The following is a 14024-nucleotide window of genomic DNA, read 5'->3' as shown; positions in this document are numbered from 1 at the left end:
CCCAGGCCGTTAGCCAGGCTAACGACCCGGGTTTCGCCTGCTCAGACCGTGTCGCCGGGCTTGACCCGCGGCTTGGGGACGCGCAGCTTGCGGATCTGGCTCGCGCGGATGAAGGAGTACCAGCCGATCGACGTGCCCTTGATCGTCTCGTTCGGGAACTTCAGCCGGACCATCTTGGAGATCCGGCGGCCGCTGAGGACGCCCTCGACGATCATGCCGAGCAGCATCACGGTGCACAGGAGCGTCGCGTAGCGCTGGACGTCCGGGTACGGCACCAGCAGGGCGACGAACACCAGGATCGCGAGTGGCATGAAGAGACCGAGCAGGTTGCGCCGCGAGTCGACCAGGTCGCGCACGTAGGCCTTGACCGGGCCGCGGTCGCGGGGGAGCAGGTACTTGTCGTCGCCCGCCATCATCTTCTCGCGGCGTTCCTTGGCGGCGTTGCGCTGCTTCGCCTTGTACTCCGGATCGGACTTCGCGGACTTGCGGAGTTCCTTGTTGCGCTTCATCGCCTCCCGCATGGTGGTCGGCGGGGGCGCCACCGGGCCGCGGCGCTTGGCCTCGGCCTCACGCCGCTTGGGCGTGGCCTTGCCCTTTCCGGGCGTGTACGCCTTGGCCTGGACATCGACGGCCTCGTTGTCGAGGGTCTCGGTGTCGGTCGTGGCGGAGTCTGTGGTGCTACGGCGCAGGAACCTCACCTCACCAGGGTAGTTGCAGGCGTCACGGTGTCACGCACCAGGCCGAGCGATATGTCACCATGGAGGGGAACAGATCGGGACTCCGACGTGTTGGACCATGTGCAAGACGAGTACCCGCAGCGAGTTCGACCAGAGGGAGAACCATGACGACCGCTGAGCAGGCAGCCGCAGCTCAGGCCGAAACCGCCGAGGAGACCCACGGCGTCACGTTGACCGACGCCGCCGCCGTCAAGGCGAAGGCCCTGCTCGAGCAAGAGGGCCGTGACGACATGCACCTGCGCATCGCCGTCCAGCCCGGTGGGTGCGCGGGCCTCCGCTACCAGCTGTTCTTCGACGAGCGCACGCTCGACGGCGACCTGTTCCGTGACTTCGACGGGCTTCGCGTCGCCGTCGACCGGATGAGCGCGCCGTACGTGTCGACTGCCGTGATCGACTTCGTCGACTCGATCGAGAAGCAGGGCTTCACGATCGACAACCCCAACGCGACGGGCAGCTGCGCCTGCGGCGACAGCTTCCACTGACGCAAGTCGTGCACGAAGAAGGGCCGCGAACCTCACCCAGGTCGCGGCCCTTCTTCATGCCCGGAACGCCGATCAGACGTAGGCGTCCAGATCGGCGACCTGGGCCAGGCACCGCTCGTCCACGGTCCAGGGCGGAGCGATCTGCCGGGGCAGTGGCAGGTTCTCGGCCTGGAGGGACGACGGGATACCGGCACAGTCGGCGATGAGTTCGCCGATCGATTCCGGCTCGAGGTGATACGCGGAAGTGGTCACGAACGACAAGTTAATGACTGACGTTGCAGTAGGACACCACTACCAACCGGTAGTGTTCATGGCCGTGCCTGAAGCAACCCGTATGGGGCATGACCTGCGGGTAACTTAGCCGTCCTCGTTTCGGCGGGGCCGACCGATCAAGGAGAACCGGTGGCAGACAGCGCCAGGATCGCAGTATCCGGCAGTATCGCAACCGACCACCTCATGCACTTCCCGGGCAGGTTCGCCGAGCAGCTCGTCGCCGAGCAACTGCACCGTGTGTCCCTGAGCTTCCTGGCGGACGACCTCGTCGTCCGGCGTGGCGGTATCGGCGCGAACATCGCCTTCGGCCTCGGTGTGCTGGGCAAGCGCCCGATCCTGGTCGGCGCGGTGGGCTCCGACTTCGCCGACTACCGCTCGTGGCTCGAGCGGCACGGCGTCGACACCGCCGGCGTGCTGGTGTCCGAGGTCGCGCACACCGCCCGCTTCGTCTGCACCACCGACGAGGACCTCTGCCAGATCGCCACCTTCTACGCGGGCGCGATGGCCGAATCCCGCAACATCGAGCTGGAGCCGGTCGCCGCGCACGCCGGTGAACTGTCGCTCGTGCTGATCAGCCCGGACGACCCCGAAGGCATGGTCCGGCACGCCGAGGAGTGCCGCCAGCGCGGCTACACCTTCGCCGTCGACCCCTCGCAGCAGCTCGCGCGGATGGACGGCGCGCAGGTGCGTGCCTTCGTCGAGGGCGCGAAGTACCTGTTCAGCAACGACTACGAATGGGAACTGCTGCTCCAGAAGACCGGCTGGACCGAGGCCGACGTCCTCGACCGCGTCGGCATGCGGATCACCACGCTCGGGGAAAAGGGCGTCGAGATCATCGGCAAGGACGGCCTCGCGCTGCAGATCGGCGCCGTCCCGGAGCGCGGCAAGGTCGACCCGACCGGCGTCGGCGACGGCTTCCGCGCCGGATTCATCGCCGGTATCGACGGCGGCCTGAGCCTGGAGCGCGCGGCGCAGCTGGGCTCGCTGATCGCCGTACTGGTGCTGGAGACCGTGGGCACGCAGGAGTGGGCCTTCGACCGCGCCGACGTCCTGGGCCGCCTCAAGGAGGCCTTCGGCCCGGAGTCCGCCGAGGAGATCGCGGCGATCCTGCCGGCGTGAGCTGAAGGGGACTTTCCCCTCATGTGATGCGACGAAGGGGCCCTTGACCGCGTGGGACGCGGGGAAGGGCCCCTTCAACTTTAAAGGTTCGCTTGGTCCGTGCGGTCTCCAGCACACTGTGCCGGGTGAACACCGACGACCTCGCGGAGAAACTCGCCCGCCTGCACGCGATCGAGGAAGACCTCCCCGAGTCTCTTCTGCATCTGCGCAAGTACGACGAGTTCGTGATCTTCGGCGCCTACACCCACCTGTACCGCAGCCGGCCACAGGACGAAGCCGAGATCGCGGCCGTCGAGGCCGAGCTCGGCGTCGAGATCCAGGGCGACTATCGCGACTTCCTGACCCGGGTCGGTGCCGGTGCCGGGCCCTATCACGGCCTGTTGACCATGGCAGAGCTGCGGGACTGGGCCGAGGACATGAAGCTCGCCGGAGAGTTCCCGTTCACCAGGGCGGACGCCCACCGGGTTCATCAGGAGTTGCAGGACTGGCAGCCCGGCTTCGCTTACGACTGGTTCAAGGGCATCGAGGTGAGGAAGGATCTGCCCGGCTGTATCGCCATCAGCGAGCAAGGCTGCACCGGGTTCACGATGCTGGTCACCACCGGCGAACTGGCGGGGACGCTGTGGGACACGGACGAGTGGGGCTGGATGCCCGCCCGCGCTCCCAGTTCAGGTATCCCTCGCCCGGGCAAGCCGATCGACCTCGGCCCCACACCGACCTTCATACCCTGGTACGACGCCTGGCTCACCGAGTCCCTGCGAAAGCTAACGCCGTGAACCGGTCAAAATCCCGGCGAGTTCGGCAGGCCGGGACACGTGAGGACAGTGTCCCGCGTCGATCTCGATCGCGGTAACGCCGAGCCGCTCCCTGGCGGCAGCGCGCATCCACTCCGGCTTCAGCGTGCGGTCGCGGGCGGGGACGATCACGGTCGACGGGATCTCCGGCGCGGGACCGGCGGGATGTGCCGCGAGGACGGCGGGATTGAACAGCCGCAGGGTGTCCAAGGCCAGGTGTTCGGTCTCGGGGTCGCAGTCGTGGAAGAGGAATTCCGATGCCTTCGCGGAGTCGGCCGTCGGGTCCACGCCGATCCACTCCGGGGCGAACAAGGCGTGAACCTCGTCCCGCAGGCTCTTCCCGCCCGCGAAGTCGGGGATGTAGGCGGCGACCCACACCATCGCCCGCGCGTCGAGCGCCTCGGCGATCGAGGGGAGCAGCACGCCTGCCCCGGAATGGGCCACCACGACCGGCCGCTCGCCGTCGTACTGGTCCCGCGCGTGCTGCGCGTAGCCGTCGACCGGCAGCTCTCGCGAGGTCAGCAGGTCCACCGCGATCGCGCGGTGCCCGGCGGCGGTGAGCAGCTTGGCCACGCGGTCCCAGCCCGCGGGGCTCTGCGTCGTGCCGTGAACGAGGACGAAGTCCATGACCCCATGCTGGCCTCCACCGGGTGAACGGTGAAGGCCGGCATGGCGAGTCGTGACTAGAGCTTCACCGGGTAGACGGGTTCCGGCACCTCGGGCTTGATGCGGTTCTCGATGAAGATCCCGTGCCACAGCATGAACACCAGCAGCGCCCACAGCTGACGGCTCCGGTCGAGCTGACCGGCCTTGTGCTCGTCGAGCAGCGCCAGGACGGCCTTCTTGTCGAGCAGCGCGTCGGTCTGCGAGTCCGCGATGATGCCCTTGGCCCAGTCGTACATCTCGTTGCGCAGCCACAGCCGGATCGGCACCGGGAAGCCGAGCTTGCGACGGTTCAGCACATGCGCCGGGATGATCTTCGCCAGCCCCTGGCGCAGCGCGTACTTCGTGGTGCCGTGCGCGAGCTTCTGGTCGAGCGGGATGCTCGCGGCGACCTTGAACACCTCGGCGTCCAGGAACGGCACGCGCAGTTCCAGCGAGTTCGCCATGGTGACCTTGTCGGCCTTGACCAGGATGTCGCCGCGCAGCCAGGTGAAGAAGTCCACGTGCTGCATCCGCGCGACCGGGTCCCAGCCCTCGGAGATCTTGTACCAAGGCGCGGTGACGTCCTTGAAGCCGACACCCTCCTCGTACGTGCGCAGCACCTTGCGGAGCTGGTCGTCGCGGAAGTTGCGGGCGTTGCCGTAGTAGCGGTCCTCCAGCGGCAGCGCGCCACGCCGCAGCAGGTCCTTGCCGCGGGTGCCCTCCGGGATCTTCGTGGAGACCTTGCCGATGATCTTCCGCATCCCGCCGGGGATCTTCTCGAACGGCGCGAGCGAAATCGGCTCGTTGTAGATCGTGTAGCCGCCGAAGAGCTCGTCGGCGCCTTCGCCGGACAGCACCGCCTTGACGTGCTTGCGGGCTTCGCGGGCGATGAACCACAGCGGTACGAGCGCCGGGTCGGCCACCGGGTCGTCGAGGTACCAGACGATGAGCGGCAGCGCCTCCATCATCTCGTCCGGCGACACCGTGCGGACCACGTGCTTGACCCCGATCGCGGCGGCCGTCTCGGCGGCCACGTCGACCTCGGAGTAGCCCTCGCGTTCGAACCCGGTGGTGAACGCGATCAGGTTCGGGTTGTGCTCCTTGGCCAGCGTCGCGGTCGCGGTGGAGTCGATCCCGCCGGAGAGGAACGCGCCGACCGTGACGTCCGGGTCGGAGATCATGTGCTTGCCGACCGAGTCGCGCATCACGTCGGCGATGCGCTCGTACAGTGCGTCGGCCTCGGCCTGGCCGTTGACCGGCTTCGCGCTGAACTGCGGGTGGAAGTACCGGGTGAACTCCACCTCGCCGCCGGGGACCACCCGGAACGACGTGCCGGACTCGACACGGCGGATCCCGGCGTGCATCGACTCGGGCTCCGGCACGTACTGCAACACCAGGTAGTGCTGCAACGCCGTCCGGTCCAGCTCGTCCTCGACACCGAGGACGCTCGAAAGCTCCAGCAGGCTCTTCTTCTCACTCGAGAAGGCGACCTTGCCGGGGCCGGCGGCGTAGTACAGCGGCTTGATGCCGAACGGGTCGCGCGCGCCGAAGACGACCTTCTCCTGGGAGTCCCAGATCATGAAGGCGAACATGCCGCGCAGCTTCTTCACCGCGTCGTCGCCGAGGTAGTGGTACGCCGCGACGATCGCCTCGCCGTCACCCTCTGTGGCGAATTTCGCACCGTGTTCGGAAGCCAGCTCGTCGCGCAGCTCGCGGTAGTTGTAGATCTCGCCGTTGAAGTTCAGCGTGTAGCGCTCGGGGGCCTCCGGCGGCCCCCAGATCAGCGGCTGGTGCGAGTGGTCGACGTCGATGAAGGCCAGCCGGTTGAAGCCGTAGACCACCTCGGCGTCGGCCCAGGTGTCGTGCTCGTCGGGGCCGCGGTGCCGCTGGCAGCGCATCGCCGCGTCGACGGCCTCACGGGCGCCTGCCGCGTCGGCTTCGGTCGAACAGATCAGTCCAAGCAGGCCGCACACGTCTAGTTCACACACCTCTTGTTGGCCGAGCGGGGGAGAAGGGCCCAGTATGCCCGTGCGTGCGTACACCCGGATGTGGTGGGGGATACGCGTGTTGGGGTTACCCCTTGGTCAGCACGGCGCCGTAACTCGGCTAGGCTCCGCCCTGTCACAAAGATCGGTCGAGGAGGCTCTGGGTGAAAGGGCAAGGCGCAGTGGGAAATCCAGAGCGCAAGCCGGTAAAGCGAGCTGGTCGCGTCGCCGCGCTCGCCGCGCTGGTGTTGCTGACCGCGACGGGCTGTTCCGGGGACGAGATCCTCCGCTTCGGCTGGCCGGTCGGGGTGACCCCGCAGGCGCACGACATGCGCACCCTGTGGACGTGGACGGTCGTCGCCGCCCTGATCGTCGGTGTCATCGTCTGGGCGCTGATCTTCTGGACCGCGATCTTCCACCGCAAGAAGAAGACCGCCGACGGCGCGGAAGAGGAACTGCCCCGTCAGTTCCAGTACAACATCCCGCTGGAGATCTTCACGGTCGTCGTCCCGACGATCATGGTCTGCGTGCTGTTCTTCTTCACCGCGACCACCGAGAACCGCGTGCTCGCCGAGACGGAGAACCCGGACGTCACGGTCGACATCGTCGCGTTCCAGTGGAACTGGGAGTTCAAGTACAAGAGCGACTCCAAGAACCACGACGACCCCGAGATCACCACGGTCGGCAGCTCGACCGAGATCCCGCTGCTCGTCCTGCCGACGAAGAAGACGATTCAGTACAACCTGCGGTCGGCGGACGTCATCCACTCGTTCTGGGTGCCGGAGTTCCACTTCAAGCGGGACGTCATGCCGGACCCGGAGAAGAACAACCAGGACTTCACCTTCCAGAACTCGATCGACAAGGAAGGTTCGTTCGTCGGCCGCTGCGCCGAACTGTGCGGCACCTACCACTCGGGGATGAACTTCGAGGTCAGGGCGCTGTCGGCGGACAAGTACGCGCAGTACATCCAGCTCCGCGGCACGGTGAACCCGAAGAGCGGCAAGCCGAACACCGCCTCCGAGGCGCTGACGGCGATGAACTGTGGCGAACTGTGCTCGCCCTACGCCGTCACCACCACCCCGTTCAACACCGACCGCACCGCGCGGGTCGCGTCCAACTGACCCGGCTGTTCGAGCCCGAAACAGGAGTGAGGCAACGTCCATGAAGGTCGAAGGACGGATTTTCTTCCTCGTCGCGGTCTTCTCCGTCGTCGTGGCGGGTATCTACGCGTACATGACCGGAACGATGACCCGGGACGGCGTCGAGCCGGTCGGTGTGGTGGCCCTGATCCTCACCGGTGGCCTGGCCTTCCTGGCCGGGAGCTACCTGCAGTTCGTGGCGCGGCGCATCGAGCCGCGGCCGGAGGACCGGGAAGACGCCGAGATCAGCGACGGTGCCGGTGAGCTGGGCTTCTTCAGCCCCGGCAGCTACTGGCCGATCGGTCTCGCGGCGGCCGCCGCGCTGACCGGTGTCGCGCTCGCGTTCTTCCACGTCTGGCTGCTGATCATCGCGCTGGGCCTGGTGATCGTCGCGATCGGCGGGCTGGTGTTCGAGTACCACACCGGTCCGAATCACGACTGAGTCTTCACTGCTTCGCGAAAGCGGCGCCCTGGTCTTCGGACCGAGGCGCCGTTTTCGCATCTAGAGGACTAAACGCGGGCGGGTTGGGGCTGCTGGGGTGCCCGGGCCCTCTTCGGTGCCAGGGCGGCCGCCAGGACGGCCAGCATCCCCACGCCTTCCGGCCACGTCGGCCGGTGCCCGTAGGCGAGGACGTCCACCACCACGGCGACCACGGGATACACGTAGGACAGCAAGGCCACCGTCGTGGTCGGCAGCTTGCCGATGCTCGCGTACATCAGGACGTACATCAGCGCGGTGTGCACGGTCCCCAACAGGACCAGCCACAGCAGCCCGGAGGTATCCGTCGGCAGCGGCGTGACCAGCAGCGCGGGCGCGAGCACGATCGTGCCGGTCACCAGCTGGACGGCCGCCAGGACGTGCGGCCGCAGGTGCTTGAGCTGTTTCGCGACGAACGAGGCGCCGGCGTAGAGCGCGGCCGCGCCGAGGGCGAGCGCGATTCCTGACAGCTGCACGGGCTTGCCGTCGGCGCCGTGCGCGGACAGCGAGATGAGCGTCACGCCGCCGAACGCGATCAGCGCCCGGACCAGCTGGCTCTTCGCCATTTTCTCGCCGAGGAACGCCGCGGCGAGACCGACCAGCATCAGCGGTTGCGTGTGGTAGACGACGGTGCTGACGGAGATCGACGACAGCGCGTACGAAGCGAACAGCAGCACCCAGTTCCCGACCAGGAACAGCCCGCCGAGAATGGCGAGCAGCAGTTCGCGCCGGGTGAGTGTCCACGGGCGGAGCCAGCCTCGGGCGGCGCTCCACACCAGGAGCAGCAGGCCGCCGACCAGGCTCCTCGCGAACGCCACGGCGGGCGCGTCGGCGCCGCTTTCGAGGACGACGGCACCGATCGTGCCGGAGAGGGCCATCGCGGCCGTCCACTGGAGCAGGGGGTTGTTCTTGGTCATGGCGACCACTCTCGCCCTCGTACGCACTCCCAACCAGTGTCAGAGATGACATCGACCGCAAAACTTGTGACACACTGCCTCGATGGACGTGAAGAAGGTCGCGGTGGTGCTGGCCGACCAGGTGTCGCCGTTCGAACTCGGCGTCGCGTGCGAGGTCTTCGGTACCGATCGCAGCGCGGACGGCATCGAGGGCTGGGACTTCGCGGTCTGCTCGCCCGGCGGCGAGAACGTCCTGAGCTGGTCCGGATTCGGACTGAACGGGCTGGAGAGCCTGGACTTCGCGGCGTCCGCCGATCTGCTGATCGTCCCGACCTGCGCGCCGCGCAGCGCGAGCCCGCCGGAGCCGGTCCTCGAGGTCCTGCGCGAGGCGGCGAGCCGGGGTGCCTGGATCGCGGGCTTCTGCGCGGGAGTCTTCTCGCTCGGCTACGCGGGGCTTCTCGACGGGCGGAACTGCACCGTGCACTGGGTCTACGAGCAGGAGTTCCGGACGCGCTTCCCGACGGCGAAGGTCGACCCGAAGGCGTTGTACGTCGACGACGGCGGCGTTCTCACCAGCGCGGGGACCGTCGCCGCCGTCGACCTGTGCCTGCATCTGGTGCGCGAACTGCGCGGTGTCGCCGCGGCCACCGCGCTGGCCAGGCGGATGGTCGCGGCGCCGCACCGGGTCGGCGGGCAGGCGCAGTTCGTGCAGGCGCCGGTGCCCGAGACCGCCGCGCCGGACGACACCGTGCTCGCCGAGGCGCTCGAATGGATCGAGCGGCGGCTGGATCAGCCGTTCACCGTCGCGGAACTCGCCCGCCGCAGCGGTTTGGGGGAGCGGACCTTCCTCCGCCGGTTCTCGGCGGCCACCGGGACGACCCCGCACCGCTGGCTCACCGAACGCCGTCTCGATCGCGCGCAGTCGTTGCTCGAAGAAGGCCGTCTGTCCATTGAGGACATCGCGGTCGCCTGCGGATACGCCTCCGCCGCGGCGCTGCGGCACCAGTTCGGCAAGCTCCGCGGCACCAGTCCGAGCGCCTACCGCCGGACTTTTTCCGTCGGCTAGAAGGAGATTTCCTGCCCGACGGTGACCGTGACGTGGTCCGGCACCTCGTCGTGCCTGTCGCCGACCGACAGCGTCCCGGTCGGTTCGAACAGCAACAGTGAGGCACCGTCCACAGAGGACGGCTTGTGATACGTGCCGCGCGGCACGACGAACACCGAACCGCGGGGCAGGGTCACGACGCGTTCGCCGTCCTCCTCGCGCAACGCGATGTCCAGCGTCCCGTCGAGGACGAGGAAGAACTCGTCGGTGTTCTCGTGGACGTGCCAGACGTGCTCGCCCGCGACCTTGGCGAGGCGGACGTCGTAGTCGTTGACGTGGGCGACGATCCGCGGGCTCCAGATCTCGTCGAATCCGGCCAGCGCGGTTCCCAGATCGATCGGCTGCTTGCTCATGAACCGATCCTGGCCGCTGGACCACCCGGGCAGTGAGTGCTAGGAATCGCATATGTCGCATGATTTCTCGCACGAGGTCGCAGTCCTGGTCGACGAGGGGTCCAATCCCTTCGAACTGGGCGTCGCGACCGAGCTCTTCGGCCTGCGGCGGCCGGAACTGGATCGGCCCTGGTACGGCCTCACGCTGTGCGCCGCCGAGCCGTCCGTGCGCATGCACCTGGGGATGTTCACCCTCAGTGGGGTCGCTGGGCTCGACGCCGTGGAGTCCGCCGACACGGTGATCGTGCCCAACCGGCCCGATCCGGAGAGCCCGGCGCGGGAAGCGGTGCTGACCGCCATCCGCGACGCGGCCGCGCGGGGTGCCCGGCTGGTGAGCTTCTGCACCGGCGCCTTCACCCTCGCGCAGGCGGGTGTCCTGGACGGACGGCGCGCGACGACGCACTGGCGATGGGCCGGGCAGTTCCGGGCGCGGTTCCCCGAAGTGCGGTTGGAGCCGGACGTCCTGTTCGTCGACGACGGCGACGTCCTGACCGCGGCGGGCAGCGCGGCCGCGCTCGATCTGGGCCTGCACCTGATCAGCCGCGACCACGGCGCCGAGGTCGCCAACGCGGTGAGCAGGCGGCTGGTGTTCGCCGGGCACCGGGACGGCGGTCAGCGGCAGTTCGTCGAACGCCCGGTGCCGCCGGTGGCGGACACCTCGCTGGCGCCGGTGCTCGAATGGGCGCGGGAACGGCTGGACCGGCCGCTCACCGTCGCCGACCTCGCCACGCGGGCGGCGGCCAGCCAGGCGACGCTGCACCGGCGGTTCCGGGCCGAACTGGGGACGACGCCGCTGGCGTGGCTCACGACGGAACGGATCGCGCTGGCGTGCCGGTTGATCGAACGCGGGGAGCAGCGGCTGGACCGGGTGGCGCGGGCTTCGGGTTTCGGCACCGCGGCGAACCTGCGGACCCAGCTCCGGCGGGCCACGGGACTGACTCCCTCGGCTTACCGGGCGCGGTTCAGCACCGCTTCTTAGCGCGGCCGTCCGCTCCGCTCGCTGGGACGGTCGCTCCGCTCCCCAACGCTATGAAAGGCCCGTTACTTGCAAAATTTGCAAGTAACGGGCCTTTCATAGCGCGCTTGAGGGGGCTACGCGAAGGCGATCCACCGGTTCAGCAGGTCGGCGGCCGCACCCGAGTCGATGGCCGAGGCCGCCCGCGCCAGGCCCGCGGCGAGGTCGTCTTCCAGCGAGCCCGAGAACCCGGTGAAGGCCGCCAGTGCGGCCGCCGCGTTGAGCAGGACCGCGTCCCGCACCGGCCCGGGCTTCCCGGCCATCACCTGACGGAACACCTCGGCGTTGTGCGCCGCGTCGCCGCCGCGCAGGTCCTCCGCGGTCGCTCGCGCGATGCCCAGTGACGAAGGGTCGAAGGTCCGCTCGGTGATCTCGCCGCCGGTGACCACCCACACCGAACTGGTGGTCGTGGTGGTGATCTCGTCGAGCCCGTCGTCGCCGCGGACGAGCAGCACGGTCATCCCGCGCCGCGCGAACACCTCGGCCAGCACGCGGGTCTTGTCCTCGTAGGCGCAGCCGATCAGCGAACTGCGCGGCTGCGCGGGGTTGGTCAGCGGGCCCAGCAGGTTGAACGTCGTGGGCACGCCGAGTTCGCCGCGTGTCGGGCCGGCGTGGCGCAGGGCGGGGTGGAACTTCGGCGCGAAGCAGAAGCCGATCCCCAGTTCGTTCACGCTGCGCTGCACCGTCTCGGGCGGCAGGTCGATGGTGACGCCCAGTTCCTCCAGCACGTCGGCGGCGCCGGACTTCGACGAGGCGCTCCGGTTGCCGTGCTTGGCCACCGGGGCGCCGGCCGCGGCCGTCACCACCGTGGCCATGGTGGAGATGTTGACCGAGTTGGACCGGTCGCCACCGGTGCCGACGATGTCCACCGACGGCCTGTCGATGGTCACCCGTTTGGCGTGCGCCAGCATGGCGTCGGCCATGCCGGAGATCTCCGCCGGTGTCTCGCCCTTCGCGCGCAGCGCGACGGCGAATCCGGCGATCTGGGAGGGCGTCGCCGCCCCGCTCATGATCTGGTCCATCGCCCACGCGGTGTCCTCAGCGGACAGGTCCGCGCGCGCGATGAGCTGGTTGAGCAGGGACGGCCAGGTCTTAGTGGTCACCATCGGAAGTCCTCCGGGGGTCTCGACGGCCCAGCTTCCCGCTGGACGCACGGGCCGCGAGATCCGAGTACAACGCCGGTACGAGGACCTCGCGGCCGCACGCCCAGCGGAAACCTGGATCCGCCGAATACCCCCGAATGCCTTCCGATGGCAACCACTTGGCGGCCGCGCTCATCGGCTCAGCCGTGCACGACTGGCACCCGGCGGGCGCGCAGTACGTCGGCGACCGTTTCCGCGGCGGTCAGCGGGTCGAGCGGGTGGACCAGCACCGCGTCGGCCTGCGACCAGGTCGCCAGCCATCGGTCGTCCTTGCGCCGCACCGAAACGATGATCGGCGGGCAGTCTGTGTTCTCACCAGCCCGGCCCGCCCCCACCCCGATCTCGTTCTTGAGCTGACGGGTCAGCCCGATGCCGCCGGTCGGCTGTGCCTCGCCGTCGAGGATGGCCAGGTCCACGTTGCCCGCGTCCATCTCGACGAGGACCTCGGAGATGCCGGACGCCTCGGTGTAGTCCACCCGGCCGAGGTCGGCGGCGGGCCTGCGGCCGACGGCGTTGATGATCGCCTCGCGCACCTCCGCCTTGTGGCTGAACACCAGGATCCGCATCGCCTGCTCGCCCATGAGCGCGCCTCCGCCTCGTCTAGTCATGTCGACCCCGCGATGTTATCCGTCATGACCGACATCACGTGACGCACCCGACGGCTGGAGCGCGTCCCAGCCCAGCGAGTCCCCGCCGAGCCGCTGCGCGAGGCCCGCCATCCGCGACCGTTCCTGCGCGCAGTGCAGCGCGTCGAGGGTCTGGACGCGCACCGCGTGCGTCAGCGTGAAGCCGCCGTCCGGCCCCTGTTCTCGCAGCTCCCAGCCGTCCTGGGCGAGGATCGAGGTCGCCTCCGCCACCTTTTCGGGCGGAAGTTTCAAGTGGTGGCGCAGGATCGCGGGTGCTTCGGCGACCCAAGCGGGTGATCTCGCCAGCACCGAAGAGTCCGCCTCGGCCGGATCGAAGGCCTCCGCGACGATCTCCACGCCGGGCGTGTCGACCGTCAGACCTGGGAGGTTCGGCTTCTTGACCAGGTCACGAAGCCGATCTAGTAAACCCATGAGTAGCCCGGTTCCCTCTTTCGTTCAGATGTGACCCGACACGCACGCGACTTGCCGTGGACCCACCCGGCGGGCCCCGTGCGTGAGAGGACATAATGCGACGCGTGACAACGGCAGCTCCCACCATCAGCCAGCGGGTCCACTCGCTGAACCGGCCGAACATGGTCAGTGTCGGCACCATCGTGTGGCTGTCCAGCGAACTGATGTTCTTCGCCGGACTGTTCGCCATGTTCTTCACCGTGAAGGCGCAGAACGCGACCGGCCAGTGGCCGCCGCCGCTGCACGGTGAGCCCTTCGAGTTGAACATCGCGCTGGCGATCCCGTTCACGGTGATCCTCGTGGCGTCTTCGTTCACTTGCCAGTTCGGCGTGTTCGCCGCCGAAAAGGGTGACGTCTTCGGCCTCCGCCGCTGGTACATCATCACGTTGATCATGGGCGCGATCTTCGTCGGCGGCCAGGGTTACGAGTACCTCCACCTGATCGAAGAGGGGATGACGATCCCGTCCGGCCCGTTCGGCACGGTCTTCTTCCTCGCGACCGGGTTCCACGGCCTGCACGTCATCGGCGGGCTCATCGCGTTCGTGTACCTGCTCATCCGCACCAAGCTGAGCAAGTTCACCCCGGCCCAGGCCACCTCGGCGATCGTCGTGTCGTACTACTGGCACTTCGTCGACATCGTGTGGGTGGGCCTGTTCGCGGTGATCTACATCCTTCCGTGATCGAAGCCGCCACCACGACCTATCGGCCTGAACTGACAGCAAGGG

The 14024-nt window shown here is 68.4% G+C and carries 17 protein-coding genes; 8 read left to right on the top strand and 9 right to left on the bottom strand.

All coding sequences use genetic code 11. The features are described from left to right. Positions 1-41: 41 nt before the first annotated feature. A complete protein-coding gene (locus ACLJPX_RS11175; protein ID WP_410599983.1) occupies positions 42-698 on the bottom strand; it encodes a DUF3043 domain-containing protein in 657 nt (218 codons plus the stop codon). Between the two features lie 143 nt (positions 699-841). Between ACLJPX_RS11175 and ACLJPX_RS11170 the strand changes: the two genes are divergently transcribed. After that, complete coding sequence (locus ACLJPX_RS11170; RefSeq protein ID WP_101609501.1) at positions 842-1219, top strand: HesB/IscA family protein; 378 nt, start codon at positions 842-844, stop codon at positions 1217-1219. Positions 1220-1291: 72 nt separating this feature from the next. Here ACLJPX_RS11170 and ACLJPX_RS11165 read toward each other — a convergent pair whose 3' ends face one another. Beyond that, complete coding sequence (locus tag ACLJPX_RS11165; protein ID WP_101609500.1) at positions 1292-1480, bottom strand: hypothetical protein; 189 nt, start codon at positions 1478-1480, stop codon at positions 1292-1294. A gap of 141 nt (positions 1481-1621) precedes the next feature. Between ACLJPX_RS11165 and ACLJPX_RS11160 the strand changes: the two genes are divergently transcribed. Both ACLJPX_RS11160 and ACLJPX_RS11155 read left to right on the top strand, forming a co-directional pair. Next, complete coding sequence (locus ACLJPX_RS11160) at positions 1622-2611, top strand: carbohydrate kinase family protein (protein ID WP_410599982.1); 990 nt, start codon at positions 1622-1624, stop codon at positions 2609-2611. A gap of 125 nt (positions 2612-2736) precedes the next feature. Next, on the top strand, positions 2737-3387 hold the full coding sequence (locus ACLJPX_RS11155) for a hypothetical protein (protein ID WP_410599981.1): 651 nt from the start codon (positions 2737-2739) through the stop codon (positions 3385-3387). On the opposite strand, the gene ACLJPX_RS11150 is transcribed toward ACLJPX_RS11155, so the two are convergent. Further along, a complete protein-coding gene (locus ACLJPX_RS11150; RefSeq protein ID WP_410599980.1) occupies positions 3376-4032 on the bottom strand; it encodes an alpha/beta fold hydrolase in 657 nt (218 codons plus the stop codon). The two genes, ACLJPX_RS11155 and ACLJPX_RS11150, sit on opposite strands and share 12 nt — an antisense overlap. A gap of 56 nt (positions 4033-4088) precedes the next feature. Further along, positions 4089-6023 carry an asparagine synthase (glutamine-hydrolyzing) gene (asnB, locus tag ACLJPX_RS11145; RefSeq protein ID WP_410599979.1) on the bottom strand — a complete coding sequence of 645 codons (1935 nt, stop codon included), beginning with the start codon at positions 6021-6023 and terminating at the stop codon, positions 4089-4091. Between the two features lie 194 nt (positions 6024-6217). Between asnB and ACLJPX_RS11140 the strand changes: the two genes are divergently transcribed. Continuing rightward, positions 6218-7156 (top strand): cytochrome c oxidase subunit II, encoded by a 939-nt coding sequence (locus ACLJPX_RS11140; RefSeq protein ID WP_168214370.1) that lies wholly within the window; start codon positions 6218-6220, stop codon positions 7154-7156. Between the two features lie 40 nt (positions 7157-7196). After that, positions 7197-7616 (top strand): cytochrome c oxidase subunit 4, encoded by a 420-nt coding sequence (locus ACLJPX_RS11135; protein WP_005164186.1) that lies wholly within the window; start codon positions 7197-7199, stop codon positions 7614-7616. Positions 7617-7684: 68 nt separating this feature from the next. Here the strand turns inward: ACLJPX_RS11135 and ACLJPX_RS11130 are convergent, their stop codons facing one another. Then, the gene (locus ACLJPX_RS11130; RefSeq protein ID WP_410599978.1) at positions 7685-8569 is read right to left on the bottom strand and encodes a DMT family transporter; all 885 of its coding nucleotides are present in this window, start codon (positions 8567-8569) and stop codon (positions 7685-7687) included. An 82-nt stretch (positions 8570-8651) separates the two neighbouring features. Here ACLJPX_RS11130 and ACLJPX_RS11125 point away from each other — a divergent pair, with 82 nt between their 5' ends. Next, positions 8652-9614, top strand: coding sequence for a GlxA family transcriptional regulator (locus ACLJPX_RS11125; protein ID WP_410599977.1), 963 nt, complete (start codon positions 8652-8654; stop codon positions 9612-9614). On the opposite strand, the gene ACLJPX_RS11120 is transcribed toward ACLJPX_RS11125, so the two are convergent. Then, positions 9611-10006, bottom strand: coding sequence for a cupin domain-containing protein (locus ACLJPX_RS11120; protein ID WP_410599976.1), 396 nt, complete (start codon positions 10004-10006; stop codon positions 9611-9613). The genes ACLJPX_RS11125 and ACLJPX_RS11120 overlap by 4 nt on opposite strands. Positions 10007-10058: 52 nt before the next feature. Between ACLJPX_RS11120 and ACLJPX_RS11115 the strand changes: the two genes are divergently transcribed. Then, entirely contained in the window at positions 10059-11024 is a 966-nt protein-coding gene (locus ACLJPX_RS11115) for a helix-turn-helix domain-containing protein (RefSeq protein ID WP_410599975.1), read from the top strand. Positions 11025-11137: 113 nt separating this feature from the next. Here ACLJPX_RS11115 and trpD read toward each other — a convergent pair whose 3' ends face one another. The 3 genes from trpD to ACLJPX_RS11100 form a co-directional block, all read right to left on the bottom strand. Further along, a complete protein-coding gene (trpD, locus tag ACLJPX_RS11110; RefSeq protein ID WP_410599974.1) occupies positions 11138-12166 on the bottom strand; it encodes an anthranilate phosphoribosyltransferase in 1029 nt (342 codons plus the stop codon). A gap of 176 nt (positions 12167-12342) precedes the next feature. Beyond that, positions 12343-12783: a hypothetical protein gene (locus ACLJPX_RS11105; protein WP_410600048.1), complete on the bottom strand. Its 441-nt coding sequence runs from the start codon at positions 12781-12783 to the stop codon at positions 12343-12345. A 42-nt stretch (positions 12784-12825) separates the two neighbouring features. Continuing rightward, complete coding sequence (locus ACLJPX_RS11100; protein WP_101609492.1) at positions 12826-13260, bottom strand: hypothetical protein; 435 nt, start codon at positions 13258-13260, stop codon at positions 12826-12828. A gap of 95 nt (positions 13261-13355) precedes the next feature. Between ACLJPX_RS11100 and ACLJPX_RS11095 the strand changes: the two genes are divergently transcribed. Then, a complete protein-coding gene (locus tag ACLJPX_RS11095) occupies positions 13356-13979 on the top strand; it encodes a heme-copper oxidase subunit III (RefSeq protein WP_073848452.1) in 624 nt (207 codons plus the stop codon). Positions 13980-14024 lie beyond the last annotated feature (45 nt).

The organism is Amycolatopsis sp. lyj-90 (genome assembly GCF_046549035.1).
In the GTDB taxonomy this organism is placed as follows: domain Bacteria; phylum Actinomycetota; class Actinomycetes; order Mycobacteriales; family Pseudonocardiaceae; genus Amycolatopsis.
The sequence above is the reverse complement of the archived record's forward strand: the minus strand, read 5'-3'. Positions and strand labels throughout refer to the sequence as shown.

Excerpts from the sequence above, each read along its gene's own strand:
- ACLJPX_RS11095 (WP_073848452.1), top strand. The coding sequence starts at position 13,356 with ATGCGACGCGTGACAACGGCAGCTCCCACCATCAGCCAGCGGGTCCAC.
- trpD (WP_410599974.1), bottom strand. The coding sequence starts at position 12,166 with ATGGTGACCACTAAGACCTGGCCGTCCCTGCTCAACCAGCTCATCGCG.
- ACLJPX_RS11170 (WP_101609501.1), top strand. The coding sequence starts at position 842 with ATGACGACCGCTGAGCAGGCAGCCGCAGCTCAGGCCGAAACCGCCGAG.
- ACLJPX_RS11100 (WP_101609492.1), bottom strand. The coding sequence starts at position 13,260 with ATGGGTTTACTAGATCGGCTTCGTGACCTGGTCAAGAAGCCGAACCTC.
- ACLJPX_RS11120 (WP_410599976.1), bottom strand. The coding sequence starts at position 10,006 with ATGAGCAAGCAGCCGATCGATCTGGGAACCGCGCTGGCCGGATTCGAC.
- ACLJPX_RS11125 (WP_410599977.1), top strand. The coding sequence starts at position 8,652 with ATGGACGTGAAGAAGGTCGCGGTGGTGCTGGCCGACCAGGTGTCGCCG.
- ACLJPX_RS11105 (WP_410600048.1), bottom strand. The coding sequence starts at position 12,783 with ATGGGCGAGCAGGCGATGCGGATCCTGGTGTTCAGCCACAAGGCGGAG.
- ACLJPX_RS11115 (WP_410599975.1), top strand. The coding sequence starts at position 10,059 with ATGTCGCATGATTTCTCGCACGAGGTCGCAGTCCTGGTCGACGAGGGG.
- ACLJPX_RS11135 (WP_005164186.1), top strand. The coding sequence starts at position 7,197 with ATGAAGGTCGAAGGACGGATTTTCTTCCTCGTCGCGGTCTTCTCCGTC.
- ACLJPX_RS11150 (WP_410599980.1), bottom strand. The coding sequence starts at position 4,032 with ATGGACTTCGTCCTCGTTCACGGCACGACGCAGAGCCCCGCGGGCTGG.
- ACLJPX_RS11130 (WP_410599978.1), bottom strand. The coding sequence starts at position 8,569 with ATGACCAAGAACAACCCCCTGCTCCAGTGGACGGCCGCGATGGCCCTC.